The organism is Bradyrhizobium sp. CCH5-F6 (assembly GCF_001556045.1).
GTDB lineage: Bacteria > Pseudomonadota > Alphaproteobacteria > Rhizobiales > Xanthobacteraceae > Bradyrhizobium.
Window position 1 is genome coordinate 39909 of sequence record NZ_LSIC01000103.1, and the last position, 20635, is coordinate 60543.

Here is a 20635-nt window from a genome sequence, read left to right on the forward strand (position 1 = left end):
GCTGCACTCTGCGGGTCTCTCTCCCAAAGTGGAACAAGTTAATGAGGTCTTACGCGCCGCGCCCTTGATCTCGGTTGCAACCGCTGGCTTCAATCCGGGCAATGACAGGGGAATACATGATGGGGGAAGCGCATGGCTGAAGAGGCTGACGTCATTGTCGTCGGTGCGGGACTGTCGGGCCTCGTCGCCGCCACCGAGATCGCGGACGCGGGCAAGCGCGTGATCGTTTTGGACCAGGAAGGCGAGCAGTCGCTCGGGGGACAGGCGTTCTGGTCGTTCGGCGGATTGTTCCTGGTCGATTCGCCGGAGCAGCGCCGGCTCGGCATCAAGGATTCGTTCGAGCTCGCGATGCAGGACTGGCTCGGCAGCGCCGGATTCGACCGCGATGACGACTTTTGGCCGCGCAAATGGGCGGAAGCCTATGTCGCGTTCGCAGCCGGCGAGAAGCGCGGCTGGCTGCGCGCGATGGGCCATCGTATCTTCCCAGTGGTCGGTTGGGCCGAGCGCGGCGGCTACGACGCGATGGGCCATGGCAATTCGGTGCCGCGCTTTCACGTCACCTGGGGAACCGGACCCGGCATCGTCGAGCCGTTCGAGCGCCGCGCGCGCGAGGCGGTGAAGAGTGGCCGATTGATCTTCAAGTTCCGCCATCGCGTCGATGCATTGTCCGTCACCAACGGCACCGTGGATGGCGTCAGTGGCGCCGTCCTTGCGCCCGACACCATCGAGCGCGGCAAGAGCTCCTCCCGCAATACGGTCGGCGAATTCGCACTCAAGGCGCAGGCTGTGATCGTCGCCTCCGGGGGCATCGGCGGCAATCACGACCTGGTGCGGCAGAACTGGCCGAAGCGGCTCGGCGAGCCGCCGAAATTCATGATCTCCGGCGTGCCTGAGCATGTCGACGGCCGCATGATCGGCATCACGGAGAAATCAGGCGCGCGGCTGATCAACCGCGACCGCATGTGGCACTATGTCGAGGGCATCCAGAACTGGTCGCCGATCTGGCCGCGTCACGGTATCCGCATCCTGCCCGGCCCGTCCTCGATGTGGTTCGACGCCACGGGCACGCGGCTTCCGGCACCGCTGTTCCCGGGCTCCGATACGCTCGGCCAACTCAAATACATCATGTCCACGGGGTATGATTATTCCTGGTTCATCCTGACCCAGAGCATCATCAAGAAGGAGTTTGCGCTGTCCGGCTCGGAGCAGAACCCCGACCTGACCGGCAAGAGCTGGCGCATGACCTTGCGCCGGGCCACCAACAAAGGCGCGCCGGCTCCGGTGGAGGCCTTCAAGCGCCATGGTGTCGACTTCATCGTCCGCGACAAGCTCGAGGATCTCGTTGCGGCCATGAACAAGCTCGCCGGCAGCGATCTCCTCAAGCTCGAGCACGTCAAGATTCAGATCGAGGCGCGCGACCGCGAGATCGCCAATGCTTACGTCAAGGATGCGCAGGTGATGAACATCCACAATGCGCGCCGCTACATCGGCGACAAATTGATCCGCACCGCCTCTCCACACCGCATCCTCGATCCCGCGCATGGGCCGCTGATCGCGGTGAAGCTCAACATCCTCACCCGCAAGACGCTGGGCGGCTTCGAGACCGATCTCGACTCCCGCGTGTTCGGGGAAGAGGGAAGTGTCATTTCCGGTCTCTACGCCGTCGGCGAAGCCGCCGGCTTCGGCGGCGGCGGCATGCATGGCTATCGGTCGCTGGAGGGCACGTTCCTCGGCGGCTGCCTGTTCTCGGGCCGCAATGCGGGCCGTGCGGCCGCCAAAGCGGTGGGTTAGATCGTGCGCCGATGGATGCACGTCGGGGCGCTGGCCGCTTCATTGGCGGCAGCTCCAGTTGCATCCGCCGATACGATCGACGTCAACGGCGTGAAGCGCTCGTACACCGCGCAGCTGCCCGGCAAGAGGTCTGTGCCGCTCGTGATCGTGCTGCACGGCAAGACCCAGCGCGGCGCCGACATGATCACGCGGACGGCCTGGCCGCAGGTTGCAAAACGCGAGGGCCTGGCCGTGGTCTTTCCGGACGGGCTCAACAATGCATGGGCGGACGCACGAACGAAGGCGGGGCCTGCCCTGCGCGGACCACCGGCGGGTACCGATGACGTCGCCTTCATCGCGAAGCTCGTCGAGAAGCTGGTGGCCGACGGCACGGCGGATGCAAAGCGCGTCTTCGTCGCGGGCGTCTCCAATGGCGGCGCCATGGCGATGACCATGGCCTGCGCGCGTGCCGATCTGTTTGCGGCCGCCGCGAGTGTGATCATGAATCTCAATGACGAGGCCGCCGTCACCTGCCATCCGTCGCGGCCGCTCCCGATGTTGCTCATGAACGGCACCGCCGACCTGCTGGTCCCCTACGGCGGTGGACGCGGAGCGAGCTATTTTGCCGCAGACGGCTTCTGGTCGACGGACGAGACGCTGGCGTTCTGGCGCAGGCTCAATGGCTGCGAGACCGATGACGCCGAGACGATTGACTTGCCGGACAGGGCGCCCGCGGATCAATCCACGGTCACCCGGATCTCCTCACGCTGTCCCCGGGGACACGACGTGGTGCTCTATCGCGTCAACCATGGCGGCCACCGCGTGCCCGGATTTTCTCCGGATGCCCGCTTCCCCAAGGTCGCCGCCGGCCTGCTGGGGCCGCAGAACGCTGACATCGACGGTGCCGAGACGATCTGGACGTTCTTCAGCCAGTTTCCGTAAAGCGACGCATGCATCGGCTGTGACGCATCCGCCGCACGCGACGCATGCGTGCCCGGCCATGCATGCGTGCTCGGGGTGGCAGAGCGCGAGGTGCTGGGCTAGACAGGGCCGCCATTCCACCAGGAGATCCCCAATGAGCATTCAGCGTTTTGAAACCGGTCCGCGCATGAGCCAGGTCGTCGTGCACGGCAACACCGTTTATCTCGCCGGCGTCGTCGCGAACAAGGCGGCCGGCGAAAGCGTGACGAAGCAGACCCAGGATATCCTGGCGACCATCGACAGCCATCTCGCCAAGGCCGGCACCGACAAGTCGAAGCTGCTCGCGGCAACGATCTACATCACCGACATGAAGACCTTCGGCGAGATGAACGCGGTGTGGGACGCCTGGGTGTCGCCCGGCAACACCCCGGCGCGCGCCACCGTCGAAGCCAAGCTGGCCGCTCCGCAATACACCGTCGAGATCATGGTGACGGCGGCGAAGTAGCGCCTGCACGATCCCCCTGCGCGCGCCGATGACCTCCGAGGTAATCGATCGGCGCGCGCAAACCTTCGATAGTCGCGTTCAGCCGAATACGGCGCCATCGAAGGAGAGCATCATGACCGACCCCACCACCATCGCCCATCGCTATATCGAGCTTTGGAACGAGCGCACCGCCGGCCGACGCCGCGAGCTGCTCGGCGAAAGCTGGACGGCGGATGCGAGCTATGTCGATCCCTTGATGAGGGGTGACGGCCGGGACGGCATCGAGGCGCTGATCGCGGGCGTGCAGCAGCGCTTCCCCGATTTCACATTCAAGCTGATCGGCCAGCCCGACGGCTACGGCGATCACATCCGCTTTTCGTGGGGACTTGGTCCCGATGGTGCCGACAGCCCGATCAAGGGCACTGATTTTGCCGTGCTGAGGGACGGCCGCATCAGCAGCGTGACCGGATTTCTGGACCAGGTGCCGACCGGGGTGTGAGACCTCTTGCCCTTCTCGCCGCAGGCGGGGAGGGCCACCCCTCGACGAATCCACTCCTGCGGCTTACCTGTCATGCTGTGCCGCCCCGTATCCTCCGAACACCGGCCGAGCCGGCCGCGCTGCTGCCGGATCGCTTTCAAGCGTGGTTCGCAGCCCGTGGCTGGTCGCCGCGCGCGCATCAGTTGGCGCTGCTGGAGAAGGCGCGCGAGGGCCGCTCGGCGCTCTTGATTGCGCCGACCGGCGCCGGCAAGACGCTCGCCGGGTTTCTGCCGACGCTGGTGGAGCTGTCGGCGCAGCCGGTCGAACGAGACGCGGGCGCGAGAAAGAATCTCGTCTCCACCGGCCGCAGCGTGCAACGCGCCGGCGGCCTGCACACGCTCTACATCTCGCCGCTCAAGGCGCTCGCCGTCGACATCGCGCGCAATCTGGAGCGGCCGATCGCGGAAATGGCGCTGCCGATCAAGGTCGAGACCCGCACCGGCGACACGCCGGTGTCACGGCGGCAGCGGCAGCGGCGCTATCCGCCGGACGTGCTGCTGACGACGCCCGAGCAGCTCGCACTGCTGCTCTCCTCCGACGACGCACCGTTCCTGTTTTCCTCCCTGAAGCGCATCGTGCTCGACGAGCTGCATGCGCTGGTGACGTCCAAGCGCGGCGATCTGCTCTCGCTCGGGCTCGCGCGGCTCTGGCGCCTCGCGCCGCAGATGCGGGCGATCGGCCTGTCGGCGACCGTCGCCGAGCCGGATCAGCTCGCGCGCTTCCTGGTGCCGCAGCCCGACGGCAAGGAAGCCGCTGCCGACATCGTCGTCGCCGGGGGAGCGGCACCGCCCGTGGTCGAGATGCTCGATACGCGCGAGCGGCTGCCCTGGGCCGGCCACAGCGCGCGCCACGCGCTTCCTGAAATCTACGAGTTGATCAAGGCGAACAAGACCACGCTGGTCTTCGTCAACACCCGCAGCCAGGCCGAGATGCTGTTCCAGAATCTCTGGAGCATGAACGACGACGGCCTTGCCATCGCGCTGCATCACGGCTCGCTCGACGTCGCCCAGCGCCGCAAGGTCGAGGACGCCATGTCGGCGGGCAGGCTGCGCGGCGTGGTCTGCACCTCATCGCTCGACCTCGGCGTCGACTGGGGCGACGTCGATCTCGTCGTCAATATCGGCGCGCCCAAGGGCTCCTCGCGATTGATGCAGCGCATCGGCCGCGCCAATCACCGGCTCGACGAGGCTTCGCGCGCCGTACTGGTGCCGGCCAACCGCTTCGAGGTGCTGGAGTGCCGCGTTGCCATCGATGCCATTGCGGAGAACGCGCAGGATACGCCGCCGCTGCGCCTCGGGGCGCTCGACGTGCTGGCCCAGCACGTGCTCGGCTGCGCCTGCGGCGAGCCGTTCCTCTCCGAGGATCTCTACCGCGAGATCCTCACCGCTGCGCCCTACGCCGACCTCTCGCGGCAGGATTTCGACGACGTCGTCGATTTCGTCGCCTCCGGCGGCTACGCGCTGAAGACCTACGAGCGCTTCGCCCGCATCAAGCAGGACAAGGAAGGCCGCTGGCGCGTCGCCAACCCGAAGGTGCGGCAGAGCTACCGCATGAATGTCGGCACCATCGTCGAGGACAACATGCTGAAGGTGCGTCTGGTGCGCTCGCGCGGCGGCGGTCAAGGAAGGGCAGGTGGCTCGACCGGCGTGATCGCACGTGGCGGCAGGCTGCTCGGCGAGATCGAGGAAGCCTTCATCGAAGGCTTGAGCCCGGGCGATACCTTCGTGTTCTCAGGCGAGGTGGTGCGCTACGAGACCCTGGTCGAGGACCAGGTCTATGTCTCGCGCGCGCATGACAAAGACCCGAAGGTGCCGTCCTATATGGGCGGCAAGTTCCCGCTCTCGACCTATCTGGCCGAGCGCGTGCGCCGCCTGCTCGACGACAGCCGCGCATGGGGCGGCTTGCCGGAGCAGGTGCGCGACTGGCTGTCGCTGCAGAAGGACGTCTCGCGGGTACCGGCGGTACGCGAACTCCTGGTCGAGAGCTTTCCCCGTGCCAACAAGCACTATCTCGTCTGCTATCCCTTTGAGGGCCGCCTCGCGCACCAGACCCTCGGCATGCTGCTGACGCGCCGGCTGGAGCGCGCCCGCGCGCGGCCGCTTGGCTTCGTCGCCAACGAATATGCCGTGGCGATCTGGGCGCTCGGCGATCTCTCCTTCATGATCCGGGACGGCCGGATCGATCTCAATGCGCTGTTCGACCCCGATATGCTCGGCGACGACCTCGAGGCCTGGCTCGCCGAATCCGCGCTGATGAAGCGCACGTTCCGCAATTGCGCGATCATCTCCGGCCTGATCGCGCGCCGCCACACCGGCGAAGAGAAGAGCCGCCGTCAGGTGCTGTTCTCGACCGATCTCGTCTACGACGTGCTGCGCAAGCACCAGGCAGATCACGTGCTGCTGCGCGCCGCGCGGGCCGATGCCGCCACCGGCCTGCTCGATTTGCGGCGGCTCAGCGACATGCTCATGCGCATCCACGGCCGCATCACGCACCGGGAACTCGACCGCGTCTCCCCGCTGGCGGTCCCCGTGATGCTGGAAATCGGCCGCGAGTCAGTCTATGGCGAAGCTGCAGACGAGCTCCTGGCCGAAGCCGCCGACGAACTCGTCAAAGAGGCGATGTCGTAGAGAATTTGCCAGTGAGGCGCGCTGAACCATCCCCATCGTCATGCCCGGGCTTGACCCGGGCATCCACGTCTTTGTCTCTGCGGCAAGAACGTGGATGGCCGAGACAAGCCCGGCCATGACGGAGAAAGTGGCCGTATCGAATACCTCGATTGGTACGCTGGACATCGCTGGCGTGTCGCTCCACGCCGATCTCTCCGGCGCCTTGTTCTGGGAAGAGCAGCGCCTGCTCGTCGTCTCCGACCTGCATCTGGAAAAAGGCTCGAGCTTCGCCACCCGCGGCGTGCTGCTGCCGCCCTACGACACGCTCGCCACACTGAGCCGGCTTGCTGCTGTCATCTCGCGCCATGATCCGCGAATCGTCGTCGCGCTCGGCGACAGCTTTCACGATCGCACCGCGCATGAGCGCCTGTCGGCCGAGGACCGCGCCGCCGTGACCGCGCTTCAGGCAGGCCGCGACTGGATCTGGATTTCGGGCAATCACGATCCCATGCTTCCGCGTGATCTCGGCGGCACCATCGCGGACGAAGTCGCGATCGGCCCGATCACCTTCCGCCACGAGCCGACAGGCGCGCAGGGCGAGATCGCCGGCCACCTGCATCCCAAGGCGCGCGTCGCCGCGCGCGGCCGCTCGATGGAGCGCCGCTGCTTCGCCAGTGACGGGATGCGTGCCGTGATGCCGGCCTTCGGCGCCTATGCCGGCGGCCTCAGCATCCGCGACGCTGCCTTCGCCAGGATCTTTCCGAAGAACGGCTTCGTCGCCCATCTCCTCGGCGACCGCCGCGTCCATGCCATCGCGGCCTCGCGCTGTTGCTGAGGCATCCGTCGAGCTTCGGAACAAATTAAGAACACTTTAGCAAGTCTTTGATATATCATTGTGATTCGGCGTGTCGCCGACACAATATCTAGCGGTTATCAGACTTTGCGAGGACTACATGTCCACCATTGCCTTCGACCAGTTTGCCCTCACCCGGATCGCCGATTTCGCTCGCTCGCTGTCACGGCTGCATCAGGCGGCCCGGCGCTACGCCGTCGATGACGACCAGTTCGATCGCGAGTTCAACGCGGTGTGCCAGTCGATCTGGGGCTACACCATCGATGACATCAGCGACGATCTGTTCTCGACCGATGACCATCTGTTTCTCGACACGCTGGACGAGGCGCATGCACGCATCTTCGCGGCCGAGCAGGGTTATGACCTCGTCGACGAAGCTGGCATGCTGACCGATTGGTGGGGATTCTGCTGGATGATCTTGGCCGAGAAGCGTGGCCTCCTGACGCCGGAAAACCGCGCCGCCGCGCGCGCGGCGATCGAAGAGAAATATCTGGCGGCGCCGAACGTGATCGGGGTGATCATCGGGAGATAGCGCAACAGTCTCCGTCATTGCGAGCGCGGGTCGGCCCTTCCCACCGGTCAGAACTCGCAATGACGGCTCTATTATAGGCGCGTAAGGCTAGTCCAATCCCGCGCGCTTGGCCGGCTTCTGCGTCTTCGGCACCGTCACGTCAGGCAACGCCTCGCGCACGATCTCCGGCGAGGCCGGCGCATCCGCCGCCACCGTCTCGGCGCGCACCGGCGCCACCTTCATCTCGCCGAGCCGCGCGCGGACCTGCGCAGTGAGACCGGGATAGGAGGCAACCGGGGTGAAGTCCGCAGCCTGGTCGGTGCCGACGCGGATGCCGGTATAGGCGACGAGGCCATCGGTGGTGGCGATCACGTCGCCGGCTTTCAGTGAGGAGTCCAGCGCCAGGTCGACCGGGGCGAGGCCGACCGGGTCACGGCCGTTGCAGGTGCAGTCGGCGCGCAGCGCCTTGCGATAGGCGAACGCGTTCTCGCTGTCGGCGTAGCGCTCGCCGGTCTGCGAATAGGCGCCTTCGATGCTTGACCCAAAATAGACCTTCGTGGCGGTGGCGGGGCAGAAGGCCTGACACATCTGCGCTGGCGAGACGGCGCCCCGCATCAGCGGGAAATATTTGCCATCGCAGCTGCGCACGCAGAAAGCCGGGCCCGAGCCGCCGGCTGCGGCCGAGCGTGTCGGCGGTACATATTGCGGATTCTGCTGGCCTGTGAAGGGATCGGAGTGAGAAGTTGGCTGCTGTGGCTGCGGCCGCTGCATTCCGCCGAACAAGAAGTCGAACAGGCCTTCGGCCGCAACCGGGGCCGGGGTCGCGAGCATGGGAACCGCAACCATGACGGCTACGAGCATCGCGCCACGCTGCGTATGGGACAACTCTGTACGCACGGCTCACTCCACCCGACGCTACGGAACCGGCAGGACCGTTCGCGGTCTCCAGCACACGATTCACCGTAATGCGCGATGGTAAATGAGCGGTTGCGTGGAGGCGGTTTCAAGACGAGGCGGTGATCACTTTATGGCCGCGCGCAGCTTTCCCTGACGCGTTGCTCCCGGGGCACGCCCGGGCATGTCGACCGAGATGTCTCGTCCTCTTACGCCTTCAAGAACTCCGACGCCTTGTACAGCGAGCGGAACGGCAGGCCGGCCGCTCCGAACGTGTCGGTGGCGCCTTCCTCGCGGTCGACCATGGTGAGCACCAGCACCACATTGGCGCCGGCCTCGCGCACCGATTCCACCGCCTTCATCGCCGAGCCGCCCGTGGTGGTGACGTCCTCGACGATCACGACGCGCTTGCCGGCCAGGGTCTCGCCCTTGGGCAGGCCCTCGATCGCGAGCTTGGCGCCGTGCTCCTTCGGCTTCTTGCGCACGAAGAAGGCCGCGATCGGATGGCCCTTGATCCAGGAGATTTGCGCCAGAGCGCCGGCGAGCGGGACCGCGCCCATCTCGAGCCCTCCGATGAAATCGAGCTGGTCGTCCTTGAGCGCCTCGTAGGTCAGCTCGGCGAGCAGCGTCGCGCCTTCGGGGTCGAGCATGGTCGGCTTGAGGTTGAAGTAGAAATCGCTCTTGCGGCCCGACGCGAGCGTCACCTCGCCGCGGCCGAATGAGCGCCGGCGGATGATTTCGAACAGGCGGGCGCGGGAGGCGGATTTCGACACGGCGGTCCCTCGAACAGCGTTTTTGGAGGAGGCGGAATTTATCCGGCACGGCCGCGACATTCCAGAGGGGGCGTCGTCCGTCAACAGGGATCGGCCATTCAGGTCCGCCGGTTGTGGGGGTGCGACCTTCTGGAGTAGTTGAGGGGGCAAGCCTCTTGGGGGAAGGAACGGGAATGACGATCGAGCTGCACACCTGGAACACGCCGAACGGCCGCAAGATCTCGGTCGCGCTGGAGGAGATGGGGCTGCCCTACAAGGTGATTCCGGTGAACATCACCAAGGGCGAGCAGATGGCGCCCGAGTTCCTCAAGCTCTCTCCGAACAACAAAATCCCCGCGATCGTCGACCCCGAGGGGCCCGACGGCAAGCCCGTCAGCATCTTCGAATCCGGCGCCATCCTGCTTTACCTCGGCGAGAAAACCGGCAAATTCCTGCCGAAATCGCTCAGTGGGCGGATCCCGGTCTACGAATGGCTGATGTGGCAAATGGGCGGCTTCGGTCCAATGCCGGGCCAGGTGCATCATTTCATCGCGCTGGAGAACGAACAGGACCGCGCCTATGGCCTGAAGCGTTACATGGCGGAGACCCGCCGGCTCTATGGCGTGCTCGACCGCCGGCTGGCGGACCACGATTTCGTCGCCGGTGAGCTCTCGATTGCCGATTTTGCCATTCTGGGCTGGGCCTGGCGGCACCCTCGCCACAAGGTCGATCTGGCCGACTTTCCCAACGTCAAGCGCTGGTACGAGGCCCTGATGGCCCGGCCGGCCGTGAAGCGCGGCATGGACGCGAAGCTGGATTGATCTTGGATGGTGTCATCGCCCGCGAAGGCGGGCGATCCAGTACGCCGCGGCGGCTCGGTTCTAGCCGCGCTGTTTCGGAGTACTGGATGCCCCGGTCAAGCCGGGGTATGACAGTGTGCCTCACACCTTCCTCGCTTCCACCGCCATCCGCACCGCGAGGCCGGCCAGCACGGTGCCCATCAGCCAGCGCTGCACCAGCATCCAGCTCGGCCGGCGCGCCAGAAACAGCGCGATCGAGCCGGCCGCGAGCGCGATCATCGCATTGACGCTGACGCTGATCGCGATCTGGATCGTCCCCAGCGCCAGCGACTGCATCAGCACGCTCCCGGCGGCGGGATCGATGAATTGCGGCAGCAGCGCCAGATACAGCATCGCGATCTTCGGGTTGAGCAGGTTGGTGACGAAGCCCATCGCGAACAATTTGCGTGGACTGTCGATCGCGAGCTTTCTCACCTGGAACGGCGAGCGTCCACCCGGCTTCACCGCCTGCCAGGCGAGCCAGAGCAGATAGCCCGCGCCGGCAAAGCGCAGCGCGTCGTAAGCGAAGGGAATGGCGAGCAAGAGCGCCGTGATGCCGAACGCCGCACACAGCATGTAGAACACGAAGCCGAGCGCCACGCCGCCGAGCGAGACGATCCCCGCCGCCGGCCCCTGCGTGATCGAACGTGAGATCAGGTAGATCATGTTCGGCCCGGGCGTGAGCACGAGGCCAAGGCTGACCAGGGCAAAGCCGAGCAGGGCGGAGCTATGGGGCATGGATGAACCGGTACGGAGGACGCAACGGTTCTAATATGCGCGGCGAAGTGGGGCCATCGCGCAATTGCTCGGAGGACAATTCGAGTCGCTGCCGAGCGCTCGATGCGCTCCCTCGCCCCGCAAGCGGGGCGAGGGTTGGGGTGAGGGGCTTCTCTCCGCGCATGAGATGATCGTGGCACCGGTACCCCTTCACCCGGATTGCTTCGCAATCCGACCTCTCCCCGCAAGCGGGGCGAGGTAAGGAAGAGATCAATGCGCCTCATCCCAATTGTTCGCCGCGCGTGCATCCACATGCAACGGCACCGAGAGCAACACGGCCGGGAACGGCGCGTCCTGCATCACGTGCTGCACGACGGGAAGCGTCGCCTCGACCTCGGCGTCCGGCACCTCGAAGATCAGTTCGTCATGCACCTGGAGCAGCATCTGCGCCGACAGCTTCTTTGCGGCCAGCGCGTCCTCCACGCGCGTCATCGCGCGGCGGATGATGTCCGCGGCGGTGCCCTGGAGGCGGGCGTTGATCGCGGCGCGTTCGTTGAAGGCGCGTACCGAGGCGTTGGAGGCCTTGATGTCAGGATAGTGGCATTTGCGGCCGAACAGCGTGGTGACGTAGCCGTGGCTGCGGCAGAAGTCGCGCGTCTCGTCCATATAGGCGCGGATGCCGGGGAAGCGTTCGAAATACTTCTTGATGTAGGCGGAGGCCTCTTCGCGCGCGATGCCGAGCTGGTTGGCGAGGCCGAACGCCGAGATGCCGTAGATGATGCCGAAATTGATCGCCTTGGCGCGGCGGCGGATCTCGCTCGGCATGCCCTTGATCGGGACGCCGAACATTTCCGAGGCGGTCATGGCGTGAATGTCGAGCCCGTCGCGGAAGGCCTGCTTCAGCACTGGAATGTCGGCGATCTCGGCGAGCAGCCGCAGCTCGATCTGCGAATAGTCGGCGGACACCAGCTTGTGTCCGGGTGTCGCGACGAAGGCGCGGCGGATCTTGCGGCCATCCTCGGTGCGCACCGGAATGTTCTGCAAGTTCGGCTCGTTCGAAGACAATCGCCCCGTCGTGGTCGCCGCCAGCGCGTAGGTCGTGTGCACGCGGTGGGTCTGTGGATTGACGTAGGTCGGCAGCGCGTCGGTGTAGGTCGATTTCAGCTTGGAGACCTGGCGCCACTCGAGAATCTTCTTTGGAAGGTCGTGTCCCTGCTCTGCGAGCTCGTCCAGCACCTGCGCGGTGGTCGACCATGCGCCGGTTTTCGTCTTGGTGCCCCCTGGCAATCCCATCTTGCCGAACAGGATGTCGCCGATCTGCTTGGGGCTGCCGACATTGACCGGCTCGCCGGCGATCTCCTGGATCTCGGCCTCGACGCGCGCCGCGGTCTGGGCAAAGTCGCCGGAGAGGCGCGACAGCACCTGACGGTCGATCGAGATGCCGCGCCGCTCCATGCGCGCGAGCACCGCGACCAGCGGCCGCTCCAGGGTCTCGTAGACGGCGGTCATGTGCTCGGCGACGAGGCGCGGCTTCAGCACGCGCCAGATGCGCAAGGCGACGTCAACGCCTTCGGCCGACAGTGGCGCGGCCTTGTCGACCGGCACCTGGTCGAAGGTGATCTTGCCCTTGCCGCTGCCGAGCAATTCGCTCTCCTTCAGCATGGCATGACCGAACCAGCGTTCGGACAGCGATTCCAGCGCATGCGAGCCGCGGCCGGCATCGAGCACGTAGGAGATCAGGAGCGCGTCGTCGATGTTGCGCAGGGTGATGCCATGCTGCGCCAGCATCACGGCGGTGAACTTGACGTCGAAGCCGATCTTCAGGATGCCTGATGATTCCAGCACCGGCCGCAGCGCCTCGATCGCTTCCGCATGCTTGACCTGATCCGGCGCGAGGCCCGCATCGAACAGGCCGCCGTCGCCGCCGGATTGCTTGTGCGCCAGCGGCACATAGCAGGCCTCGTTCGGCGCCAGCGCCAGCGCGATGCCGCAGAGCTCAGCCTGCATCGGGTCGATGGAGTTTGCTCTCGTCTCGATCGCGACATGCCCGGCATCATGGATGCGCGCGATGAATGCATTGAGCTCTTTGAGCGACTTGATCGTCTGGTATTTGCCGCGGTCGACCGGAAGCTTGCGCAGCGCCTCTTCGCGCGCGGCGGCCAGGGAGATCGGCGAACCCTTCGGGCTCGCCGCCTTATCCTCCTTGCTCGCCGCCTTGTTGGGTTTGCCCGGCGCGGCTTGCGCCGGTGTACCGGTTCCCGGGGCGGGCACGACGTCCGAGGGCGGCAGCGGCGAGAAGACGCTGGCGCCGCTGACATAGCCCGGGTCGGCATCGACATTGGCGGGATCGATCTGCGCATATTCGGCGACGCGCCGGGTCAGCGTCGTGAATTCCATCGCCTTCAGGAAGGCAATCAGCTTGCGCGCGTCGGGCTCGTGGACGGCGAGGTCGTCGAGCGGCACCTCGAGGTCGACCTTGTCGTCGAGCTGTACGAGCGTTCTTGAAGTCAATGCGAGTTGCTTATTCTCGACAATTTTCGCGACGGTTCCGCCTGATACGCGCGAGAGGTTGCGGGCTCTCAAAATGAGTGCGCAGAACACATTTCCAGTGCTTGCCAAGCGCTCTATTGTCTCAGTATCAGCAGTTGGATTTCCCTTCTTATCCTTCGTCAACGTCGCTTCGCCAAACTTCTCAGCTAGTACCTTACCGACCTGGGCCGCGGAACTTACCTTGACTGGCTCGCCGGCGATTGCAGCAATTTGCTGCTCAACTTGGGCAAGTTTCGCTTCGAGCTCTTTCTCGATCTTCTCTGGTTGTTCTTCTGCAGTAAGAAGATGCTCGAGAGACCCTAACTCTGCGATCAATGTGCTCGCGGCCTTCGGTCCTACACCAGGAACACCAGGCACGTTGTCGACCGAGTCACCAATTAGCGCCTGCACCTCCACCACCTTGTTCGGCGGCACGCCGAACTTCTCGATCACCTCGGGGATGCCGATGCGGCGATCCTTCATGGTGTCGTACATGGTCACGCAATCGGTGACGAGCTGCATCAGGTCCTTGTCGGACGAGACAATGGTCGCGCTCGCGCCGCGTTCGCAGGCCTGTCGCACATAGGTCGCGATGAGATCGTCGGCCTCGAACCCCACCTGTTCCAGGCAGGGCAGGTCGAAGGCGCGCACGGCCTCGCGGATCAGCGCGAATTGCGGGATCAGATCGTCCGGCGCCGGCGGCCGGTGCGCCTTGTAATCGGGATAGATCTTGTTGCGGAAGGTGATCTCCGACTTGTCGAAGATGATGGCCAGATGCGTCGGCCGGTTGTCCTCGGGCATCTCGCGGAGCAGCTTCCACAGCATGTTGCAGAAGCCGAGCACGGCATTGACCTGGAGACCGTCGGATTTGCGGTTCAGCGGCGGCAGCGCGTGATAGGCGCGGAAGATGTAGGAGGAACCGTCGACCAGAAAGACATGGTCGCCCTTGCCGGCCGCCTTCGCCGCCACCGGTTTGGCAGCAGCTGTCGCGGGGGATTTGCTCTCGGCGACCGCCTTCGGCGCGGCCTTGGTGTCAGCTTTGGCGGAGGTCTTCGGGGAGGTTTTGGGCATGGCCGCAATGTATGGATTTTTGCGGCCTTTGACAGCCTTGGGAGGCGGATTTTTGGGTCGCTATCCCCACTGTCGTTCCCCGCGAAAGCTGGGAATCCAGTACGCCTCAGCCCATCGGACGATCACAACTGTCTCTGGAAGACTGGGTCGGCCGGCAAAGCCGGCGACGAAAGCGTGCTACTCCGCCGGCTGCAGCACCGTCCCGCTCTTCCTCGGCGCGATCCAGAACGCATCGGGCCGCTCGAACAGGAAGCGCGCATTGGCGCGCAGCGCGACCTGCCAGATCGCGAGCGCTCCGAGCACGCCGGCGATGGTGACGATCAGCGACACCGTGCCGATATCAGGGATGATGCCCGTTCGCAGCAGCAGCGTCCGCGTCGCCGCCATCGGCAGGAAGAAAGCGAGATAGATCACGATCGAATGCTCGCCGCAGAAGCGCAGGAAATTGAGCCACTGCGCGCGCGCGAGCAGCGTGCCCGTCGTGATGATGGCGCCGGCGCCGGCAAAGCCGAGCACGAGCGAGACGATCCTCCATTCGCTGGCCCCTGACGCAACGAGGCCGGCATTGACCAGCGCCCAGGTCGCGAGCGCTGCAAGCGCAAGCGCGGGATGCTTCCGTGCACGATCCGACAGGGCGAACACGTAAGGCGCGAGCAGATAGCCCGAATAGAAATAGACGAAGCGGCCGCAGAACTCGTCGATGACGGTCCAGCCGGTCGTGATGCGTGCGGTCTCCAGCGTGGCGGCAACGAGCCAGATCGCAAGCGGCGGGATTTTACGTGTCAGTTTCGTGACGACGAAGAAGATCGGCAGCAGATAGATGAACCACAGCGTGCCGAACGGCTCGATGAAGGATTCGAGGTACAGCAAGCCGACCTCGCGCCAGCTCGTCTCCGCCGCGAAGGCGGGCGCCTTGAAGCCGAATTGGATTGTCACCCAGACGACATAGAAATAGGCGAAATGCACCACCTTGCGGTCGAGATAGGTTCGCCAGTCCCGATCGATCACCAGAGACAGGAACAAGCCCGAAATCAGGAAGAAATCCGGCATCCGGAACGGCTTTGCGAAGGCCACGGCAACATGCATGAAACCGGTCTGCCCGGCGGCGAGCTCGACCCCCAGCACCGAATGCATCATCACGACCATGACGATGCAGATGCCCTTGGCGTAGTCGACCCAGTCGATACGCGCGGCAGGAGGAGCCTTGGCAAGCCCGCCGCCGGCGATTGTGCCCGATCGTGCCATGGTGTCCCTTTTCGGCGCGCCTTCCGCCCGTCCCTGTGTGGGTGTGGGGCAGTTTGGAGCCCAGTGGTTTCCGACTTCTTTACCCGTTCAAATCGCGGGCCGGTTTTTGTATGCGGACTGTTCCATGACCTCGGGAAAATGCTAAACCGCCGCGAATTGGGCTTCCGTTAACCAAGCTGGGACAGGATTTTTCATGCGCATCGCGATGATCGGCACGGGTTATGTGGGACTGGTTTCCGGAGCCTGCTTTGCGGATTTCGGTCACGACGTCACCTGCGTCGACAAGGACGAGAAGAAGATCGCGGCGCTTCATCGCGGCGAAATCCCGATCTACGAGCCCGGGCTGGAAGAGCTGGTGGCGAACAATGTCAAAGCCAAGCGGCTGGATTTCACCACCGACCTGACCAGGCCGGTCGCCGAGGCCGATGCCGTTTTCATCGCGGTCGGCACGCCATCGCGCCGCGGTGATGGGCACGCTGACCTCTCCTACGTCTACGCCGCCGCCCGCGAGATTGCGCAGTCGCTGTCCGGCTTCACCGTGGTAGTGACGAAATCGACCGTCCCTGTCGGTACCGGCGACGAAGTCGAACGAATCATCCGCGAGGCCAATCCAAAGGCCGACGTGGTCGTCGCCTCCAATCCGGAGTTCCTGCGCGAAGGCGCGGCGATCCGCGACTTCAAATTCCCCGACCGCGTCGTGGTCGGCACCTCGGATGAACGCGGCCGCAAGGTGATGGGCGATATCTACCGCCCCCTGTCATTGAACCAGGCGCCGCTGATGTTCACCGAGCGCCGCACCGCCGAGATGATCAAATACGCCGCGAACGCGTTCCTCGCGACCAAGATCACTTTCATCAACGAGATCGCCGATCTCTCCGAGAAGGTCGGCGCCAACGTCCAGGAGGTTGCGCGCGGCATTGGCCTCGACAATCGCATCGGCACCAAGTTCCTGCATGCAGGTCCCGGTTTCGGCGGCTCTTGCTTCCCGAAGGACACCAAGGCCTTGATCAAGATCGCGCAGGACTACGACGTGTCCTTGCGCATCGTCGAATCCGTGCTCGCGGTCAACGAGAACCGCAAGCGGGCGATGGCGCGGAAAGTGAGCCAGGCGCTCGGCGGCTCGCTGCGCGGCAAGACCATCGCCGTGCTCGGCCTCACCTTCAAGCCCGACACCGACGACATGCGCGATGCGCCGTCGATCCCGCTGGTGACCGGCCTGATCGACATGGGCGCCAGGGTGAAGGCGTTCGACCCCGTCGGCATGGAGCAGGCCAAGGGCGAGCTGCCCGATATCACCTATTGCGAGGACGCATATTCCTGCGCGCAAGGCGCCGATGCGCTCGTCATCGTCACCGAATGGGTGCAGTTCCGCGCGCTCGATCTCAACCGGCTGAAGGCCGCCATGGCGCAGCCGGTCGTCGTCGACTTGCGCAACATCTATCGCCCAGAGGACATGGAAGCCGCCGGATTCACCTACGAGAGCGTCGGCCGGCCGCCGGTGCTGGGCTGATCGCGGCTCGCTATCCGAGAAATCCGTCATGGCCGGGCTTGCCGTCTTCGCTTAAGCTTCGCCGGACCAACAGCTGTAAGCCCCGGCGAAGCGTACGCGGAGCCGCGTCCCGGCCATCCCGCGTCTTGTTCACTGCTGGATGAAAGAACTGGATACCCGGCCCAAGGCCGGGCATGACGACCGGAAGATTCCTTGCCCCGCAGCTTCGACACGCCCCTCCCGATTGACGCCGTGCTCGACGATCTCTCGCGCACGCTGGAGGCCAACAACGCCGCCGTGCTGGTGGCGCCGCCGGGTGCGGGCAAGACCACGCGGGTGCCGCTGGCGCTGCTCGACGCGCCCTGGGCCAGAGGTAAGAAGATCATCGTGCTGGAGCCGCGCCGCATCGCCGCGCGGGCCAGCGCCGAGCGCATGGCCAAATCGCTCGGCGAGCGTGCCGGGGACACCGTCGGCTATCGCGTCCGCTTCGGCTCCAGGATCTCGCGCGTCACACGCATCGAGGTCGTGACCGAAGGCATCTTCACCCGCCAGATCCTCGACGACCCCGAGCTTTCGGGCGTCGCCGCGATCCTGTTCGACGAATTCCACGAGCGCTCGCTCGATGCCGATATGGGCCTCGCGCTGGCGCGCGATGCGCAAACCGGCCTGCGCGAGGATCTCCGCATCCTCGTGATGTCGGCCACCCTCGACGGCGCGCGCGTGGCCAGATTGCTCGGCGATGCGCCCGTGGTCGAAAGCGAGGGCCGCGCCTTTCCGGTGGAGACGCGCTATCTCGGCCGCAAGGCAGACGCCCCGATCGAGCGGCAGATGGCGGATGCGATTGCGTCGGCGCTGCGCGCCGACAGCGGCTCGGTGCTGGCGTTCCTGCCGGGCGCGGCCGAAATCCGCCGCACCCAGAATTTTCTCGGCGAGCGCGTGCACGACGCCTCGATCGAGATCGTGCCGCTGTTCGGCGCACTCGATGCCGCCGTGCAGGACCGTGCCATCGCCCCGGCGCCGAAGGGCACGCGCAAGGTGGTGCTGGCGACCTCGATCGCCGAGACCTCGCTCACCATCGAGGGCGTGCGCATCGTCGTCGATTCCGGGCTCGCCCGCGTGCCGCGCTATGAGCCCGACATCGGCCTGACGCGGCTCGAGACCGTGCGCGCCTCTCGCGCGGCGGTGGACCAGCGCCGCGGCCGCGCCGGGCGCACCGAGCCGGGCGTGTGCTACCGGCTGTGGGACGAGCCGCAGACGGCCTCGCTCGCAGCCTACACCCAGCCGGAAATCCTCAGCGCCGATCTGTCCTCGCTGGTGCTCGATCTCGCGCAATGGGGCGTCAGCGATCCCGCCGCGCTGTCGTTCCTCGATCCGCCGCCGCAGCCGGCCTGGAAGGAAGCGAGGAGCCTGCTGACTGAGCTCAACGCGCTCGATGACGACGGCCGCATCACCGCAGAGGGCAAGAGCCTGCGTTCGCTGGCGCTGCCGCCGCGGCTGGCGCGCATGATCGTGGATTCGCATCGTGCCGGCAACGGCGAGGCCGCCGCCGAGATCGCGGCCATCATCACCGAGCGCGGGCTCGGCGGCGACAGCGTCGATCTCGAACACCGGCGCGACCAGTTCCGCCGCGACCGCTCGCCGCGTGCGGCGAGCGCGCGCGATCTGGCGCGGCGCTGGGCCTCGCAGGTGGCCGCGTCGGAGAAGGCCGGGCAGCAGGAGGGGCTCTCGGCCGGCCTGATGCTCGCCTATGCCTTTCCGGATCGCGTCGCGCGCAACCGCGGCAATGGTAGTTTCGTGCTCGCCAACGGCCGCGGCGCCGCCGTCGAGCAGACTTCCTCGCTCGCCCGCGCGCCCTATATCGCGATCGGCGAGATGACGGGAACGGCGGCGAGCGGACGCGTCCTGCTCGCGGCGCAAATCACGCAGGACGAGATCGAGCGACATTTCGCCGAGCACATCGAGAGCGTCGACGAGATCTCGTTCGATCGCGGCGCGATGGCGCTGCGCGCGCGGCGCAAGCGCGTGCTGCACGCCATCACGTTGTCCGAGGCGACCCTTGCCGTGTCACCCTCGGAGGACACGGCGCGCATTCTTGCCGATGGGCTGATCGCCGCCGGCCTCGACCGGCTGCCCTGGTCGAAGGCGGCCAAGCAATGGCGCGACCGCGTGATGTTCCTGCGCAAGGCCGAGGGCGACAGCTGGCCCGATCTCTCCGACGAGGGCCTGATCGCACGCCGCGACGATTGGCTGGTGCCGGCGCTCTACGACAAGATCGCGCTCAAGGATATCTCCGCCGGCGATCTCTCCGATGCGCTGATGGCGCTGCTGCCCTGGGAGATGCGCGCGCGGCTCGATCGCGAGGCACCGACCCATTTCGAGGCGCCCACCGGAAGCGCGCTCGCGATCGACTACGAGGCGGAGCAGGGGCCGACGATCGCGGTGCGGCTTCAGGAGTTGTTCGGCCTCAACACCCATCCGTCGATCGCCGCCGGCAAGGTACCGCTGGTGCTGGAATTGCTGTCGCCGGCCCAGCGCCCGGTGCAGGTGACGCGCGATCTCCCCGGCTTCTGGCGCGGCAGCTACAATGCGGTGCGTTCCGACCTGCGCGGCCGTTATCCGCGCCATCCCTGGCCGGATGATCCTGCCAATGCGCTGCCGACCCGGCGGGCAAAGCCGCGCGGAACGTGAGAGTTCGATTCGCGCATTAACCGTTCGCTCATCCTTTTCGCCAAAATGGCGAGGTTCTGGCCGTGGCTGCGCTCGCGGGCGGGCAGGTTGCGTGGTGAAATCGAGCTTTCCGGCTCGGAAGTGGTGTGATGCGTAACATTATGATCTTCGCGGCCGTGATGATCGGCCTCGGCACCTTCATGGCCCAGATGGCGGACAAGATGAGCTCCGCCTCCGCCACCTCGGTGCCCCGCACGACGGTGGCCGTTGCCGCCACCGCACCGGTGGGCGGCCGCAGCCTCAGCATTCCGCGCGATGGCCGCGGTCATTTCCAGGCCGAGGGACGGGTCGACGGGCAACGCATCGGCTTCATGATCGACACCGGCGCCTCCGTCGTTGCGCTCAACGAAACCTCGGCCGCCCGCTTCGGTTTGCGTCCCTCGCGCGGCGAGTACACCGCCACCGTCTCGACCGCCAACGGCACCGTCAAGGCCGCGCGCACCCGTATCGCCATGCTCGATGTCGGCGGTCTCATCGTGCGCGACGTCGACGCCATGGTGCTGCCCGACGCGGCGCTGTCGGAGAACCTGCTCGGCCTCTCCTTCCTGTCCCGCCTGAAGCGCTTCGAATATTCCAACGGCAAGATGGTGCTGGAGCAGTAGGGCCAGCCCGCGCGATCGCGACCGTACATTTCACGAGAATATCTTTGCTCTGGCCGCCCTCGCGGTAACGCTTCTTCGTTACCAAAC

The 20635-nt window shown here is 65.7% G+C and carries 16 protein-coding genes; 11 read left to right on the forward strand and 5 right to left on the reverse strand.

What is annotated here, in order from left to right:
- Positions 1 to 132 precede the first annotated feature (132 nt).
- The 7 genes from AX729_RS19010 (at position 133) to AX729_RS19040 (ending at position 7704) form a co-directional block, all read left to right on the forward strand.
- On the forward strand, positions 133 to 1791 hold the full coding sequence (locus tag AX729_RS19010; RefSeq protein WP_061025763.1) for an FAD-binding dehydrogenase: 1659 nt from the start codon (positions 133 to 135) through the stop codon (positions 1789 to 1791).
- A gap of 3 nt (positions 1792 to 1794) precedes the next feature.
- The gene (locus AX729_RS19015) at positions 1795 to 2712 is read left to right on the forward strand and encodes a CE1 family esterase (RefSeq protein WP_156457050.1); all 918 of its coding nucleotides are present in this window, start codon (positions 1795 to 1797) and stop codon (positions 2710 to 2712) included.
- Between the two features lie 133 nt (positions 2713 to 2845).
- Positions 2846 to 3196: a RidA family protein gene (locus AX729_RS19020; protein WP_061025769.1), complete on the forward strand. Its 351-nt coding sequence runs from the start codon at positions 2846 to 2848 to the stop codon at positions 3194 to 3196.
- Positions 3197 to 3308: 112 nt separating this feature from the next.
- Positions 3309 to 3674 (forward strand): nuclear transport factor 2 family protein, encoded by a 366-nt coding sequence (locus tag AX729_RS19025; RefSeq protein WP_061025844.1) that lies wholly within the window; start codon positions 3309 to 3311, stop codon positions 3672 to 3674.
- A 77-nt stretch (positions 3675 to 3751) separates the two neighbouring features.
- Complete coding sequence (locus AX729_RS19030) at positions 3752 to 6340, forward strand: ligase-associated DNA damage response DEXH box helicase (RefSeq protein ID WP_061025771.1); 2589 nt, start codon at positions 3752 to 3754, stop codon at positions 6338 to 6340.
- Between the two features lie 115 nt (positions 6341 to 6455).
- Complete coding sequence (gene pdeM, locus AX729_RS19035) at positions 6456 to 7154, forward strand: ligase-associated DNA damage response endonuclease PdeM (RefSeq protein ID WP_061025846.1); 699 nt, start codon at positions 6456 to 6458, stop codon at positions 7152 to 7154.
- A 118-nt stretch (positions 7155 to 7272) separates the two neighbouring features.
- On the forward strand, positions 7273 to 7704 hold the full coding sequence (locus tag AX729_RS19040) for a hypothetical protein (protein WP_061025772.1): 432 nt from the start codon (positions 7273 to 7275) through the stop codon (positions 7702 to 7704).
- Positions 7705 to 7791: 87 nt separating this feature from the next.
- On the opposite strand, the gene AX729_RS19045 is transcribed toward AX729_RS19040, so the two are convergent.
- Both AX729_RS19045 and pyrE read right to left on the reverse strand, forming a co-directional pair.
- Positions 7792 to 8544 (reverse strand): DUF2865 domain-containing protein, encoded by a 753-nt coding sequence (locus AX729_RS19045; protein WP_061025774.1) that lies wholly within the window; start codon positions 8542 to 8544, stop codon positions 7792 to 7794.
- A gap of 242 nt (positions 8545 to 8786) precedes the next feature.
- Complete coding sequence (pyrE, locus tag AX729_RS19050) at positions 8787 to 9350, reverse strand: orotate phosphoribosyltransferase (protein WP_028176382.1); 564 nt, start codon at positions 9348 to 9350, stop codon at positions 8787 to 8789.
- Positions 9351 to 9523: 173 nt separating this feature from the next.
- Between pyrE and AX729_RS19055 the strand changes: the two genes are divergently transcribed.
- Entirely contained in the window at positions 9524 to 10150 is a 627-nt protein-coding gene (locus AX729_RS19055; protein WP_061025776.1) for a glutathione S-transferase family protein, read from the forward strand.
- A 120-nt stretch (positions 10151 to 10270) separates the two neighbouring features.
- On the opposite strand, the gene AX729_RS19060 is transcribed toward AX729_RS19055, so the two are convergent.
- The 3 genes from AX729_RS19060 to AX729_RS19070 all read right to left on the reverse strand — a co-directional run bounded on the left by AX729_RS19060 (position 10271) and on the right by AX729_RS19070 (position 15730).
- Positions 10271 to 10906, reverse strand: coding sequence for a LysE family translocator (locus AX729_RS19060; RefSeq protein ID WP_061025778.1), 636 nt, complete (start codon positions 10904 to 10906; stop codon positions 10271 to 10273).
- A gap of 249 nt (positions 10907 to 11155) precedes the next feature.
- Positions 11156 to 14485: a DNA polymerase I gene (polA, locus tag AX729_RS19065; RefSeq protein ID WP_082770480.1), complete on the reverse strand. Its 3330-nt coding sequence runs from the start codon at positions 14483 to 14485 to the stop codon at positions 11156 to 11158.
- A gap of 177 nt (positions 14486 to 14662) precedes the next feature.
- Positions 14663 to 15730: an acyltransferase family protein gene (locus tag AX729_RS19070; RefSeq protein ID WP_061025780.1), complete on the reverse strand. Its 1068-nt coding sequence runs from the start codon at positions 15728 to 15730 to the stop codon at positions 14663 to 14665.
- Positions 15731 to 15923: 193 nt separating this feature from the next.
- Here AX729_RS19070 and AX729_RS19075 point away from each other — a divergent pair, with 193 nt between their 5' ends.
- The 3 genes from AX729_RS19075 (at position 15924) to AX729_RS19085 (ending at position 20548) form a co-directional block, all read left to right on the forward strand.
- The gene (locus AX729_RS19075; RefSeq protein ID WP_061025781.1) at positions 15924 to 17240 is read left to right on the forward strand and encodes a UDP-glucose dehydrogenase family protein; all 1317 of its coding nucleotides are present in this window, start codon (positions 15924 to 15926) and stop codon (positions 17238 to 17240) included.
- Between the two features lie 192 nt (positions 17241 to 17432).
- The gene (hrpB, locus tag AX729_RS19080; RefSeq protein ID WP_061025784.1) at positions 17433 to 19907 is read left to right on the forward strand and encodes an ATP-dependent helicase HrpB; all 2475 of its coding nucleotides are present in this window, start codon (positions 17433 to 17435) and stop codon (positions 19905 to 19907) included.
- A gap of 128 nt (positions 19908 to 20035) precedes the next feature.
- Positions 20036 to 20548 carry a TIGR02281 family clan AA aspartic protease gene (locus AX729_RS19085; protein WP_061025786.1) on the forward strand — a complete coding sequence of 171 codons (513 nt, stop codon included), beginning with the start codon at positions 20036 to 20038 and terminating at the stop codon, positions 20546 to 20548.
- Positions 20549 to 20635: the final 87 nt, after the last annotated feature.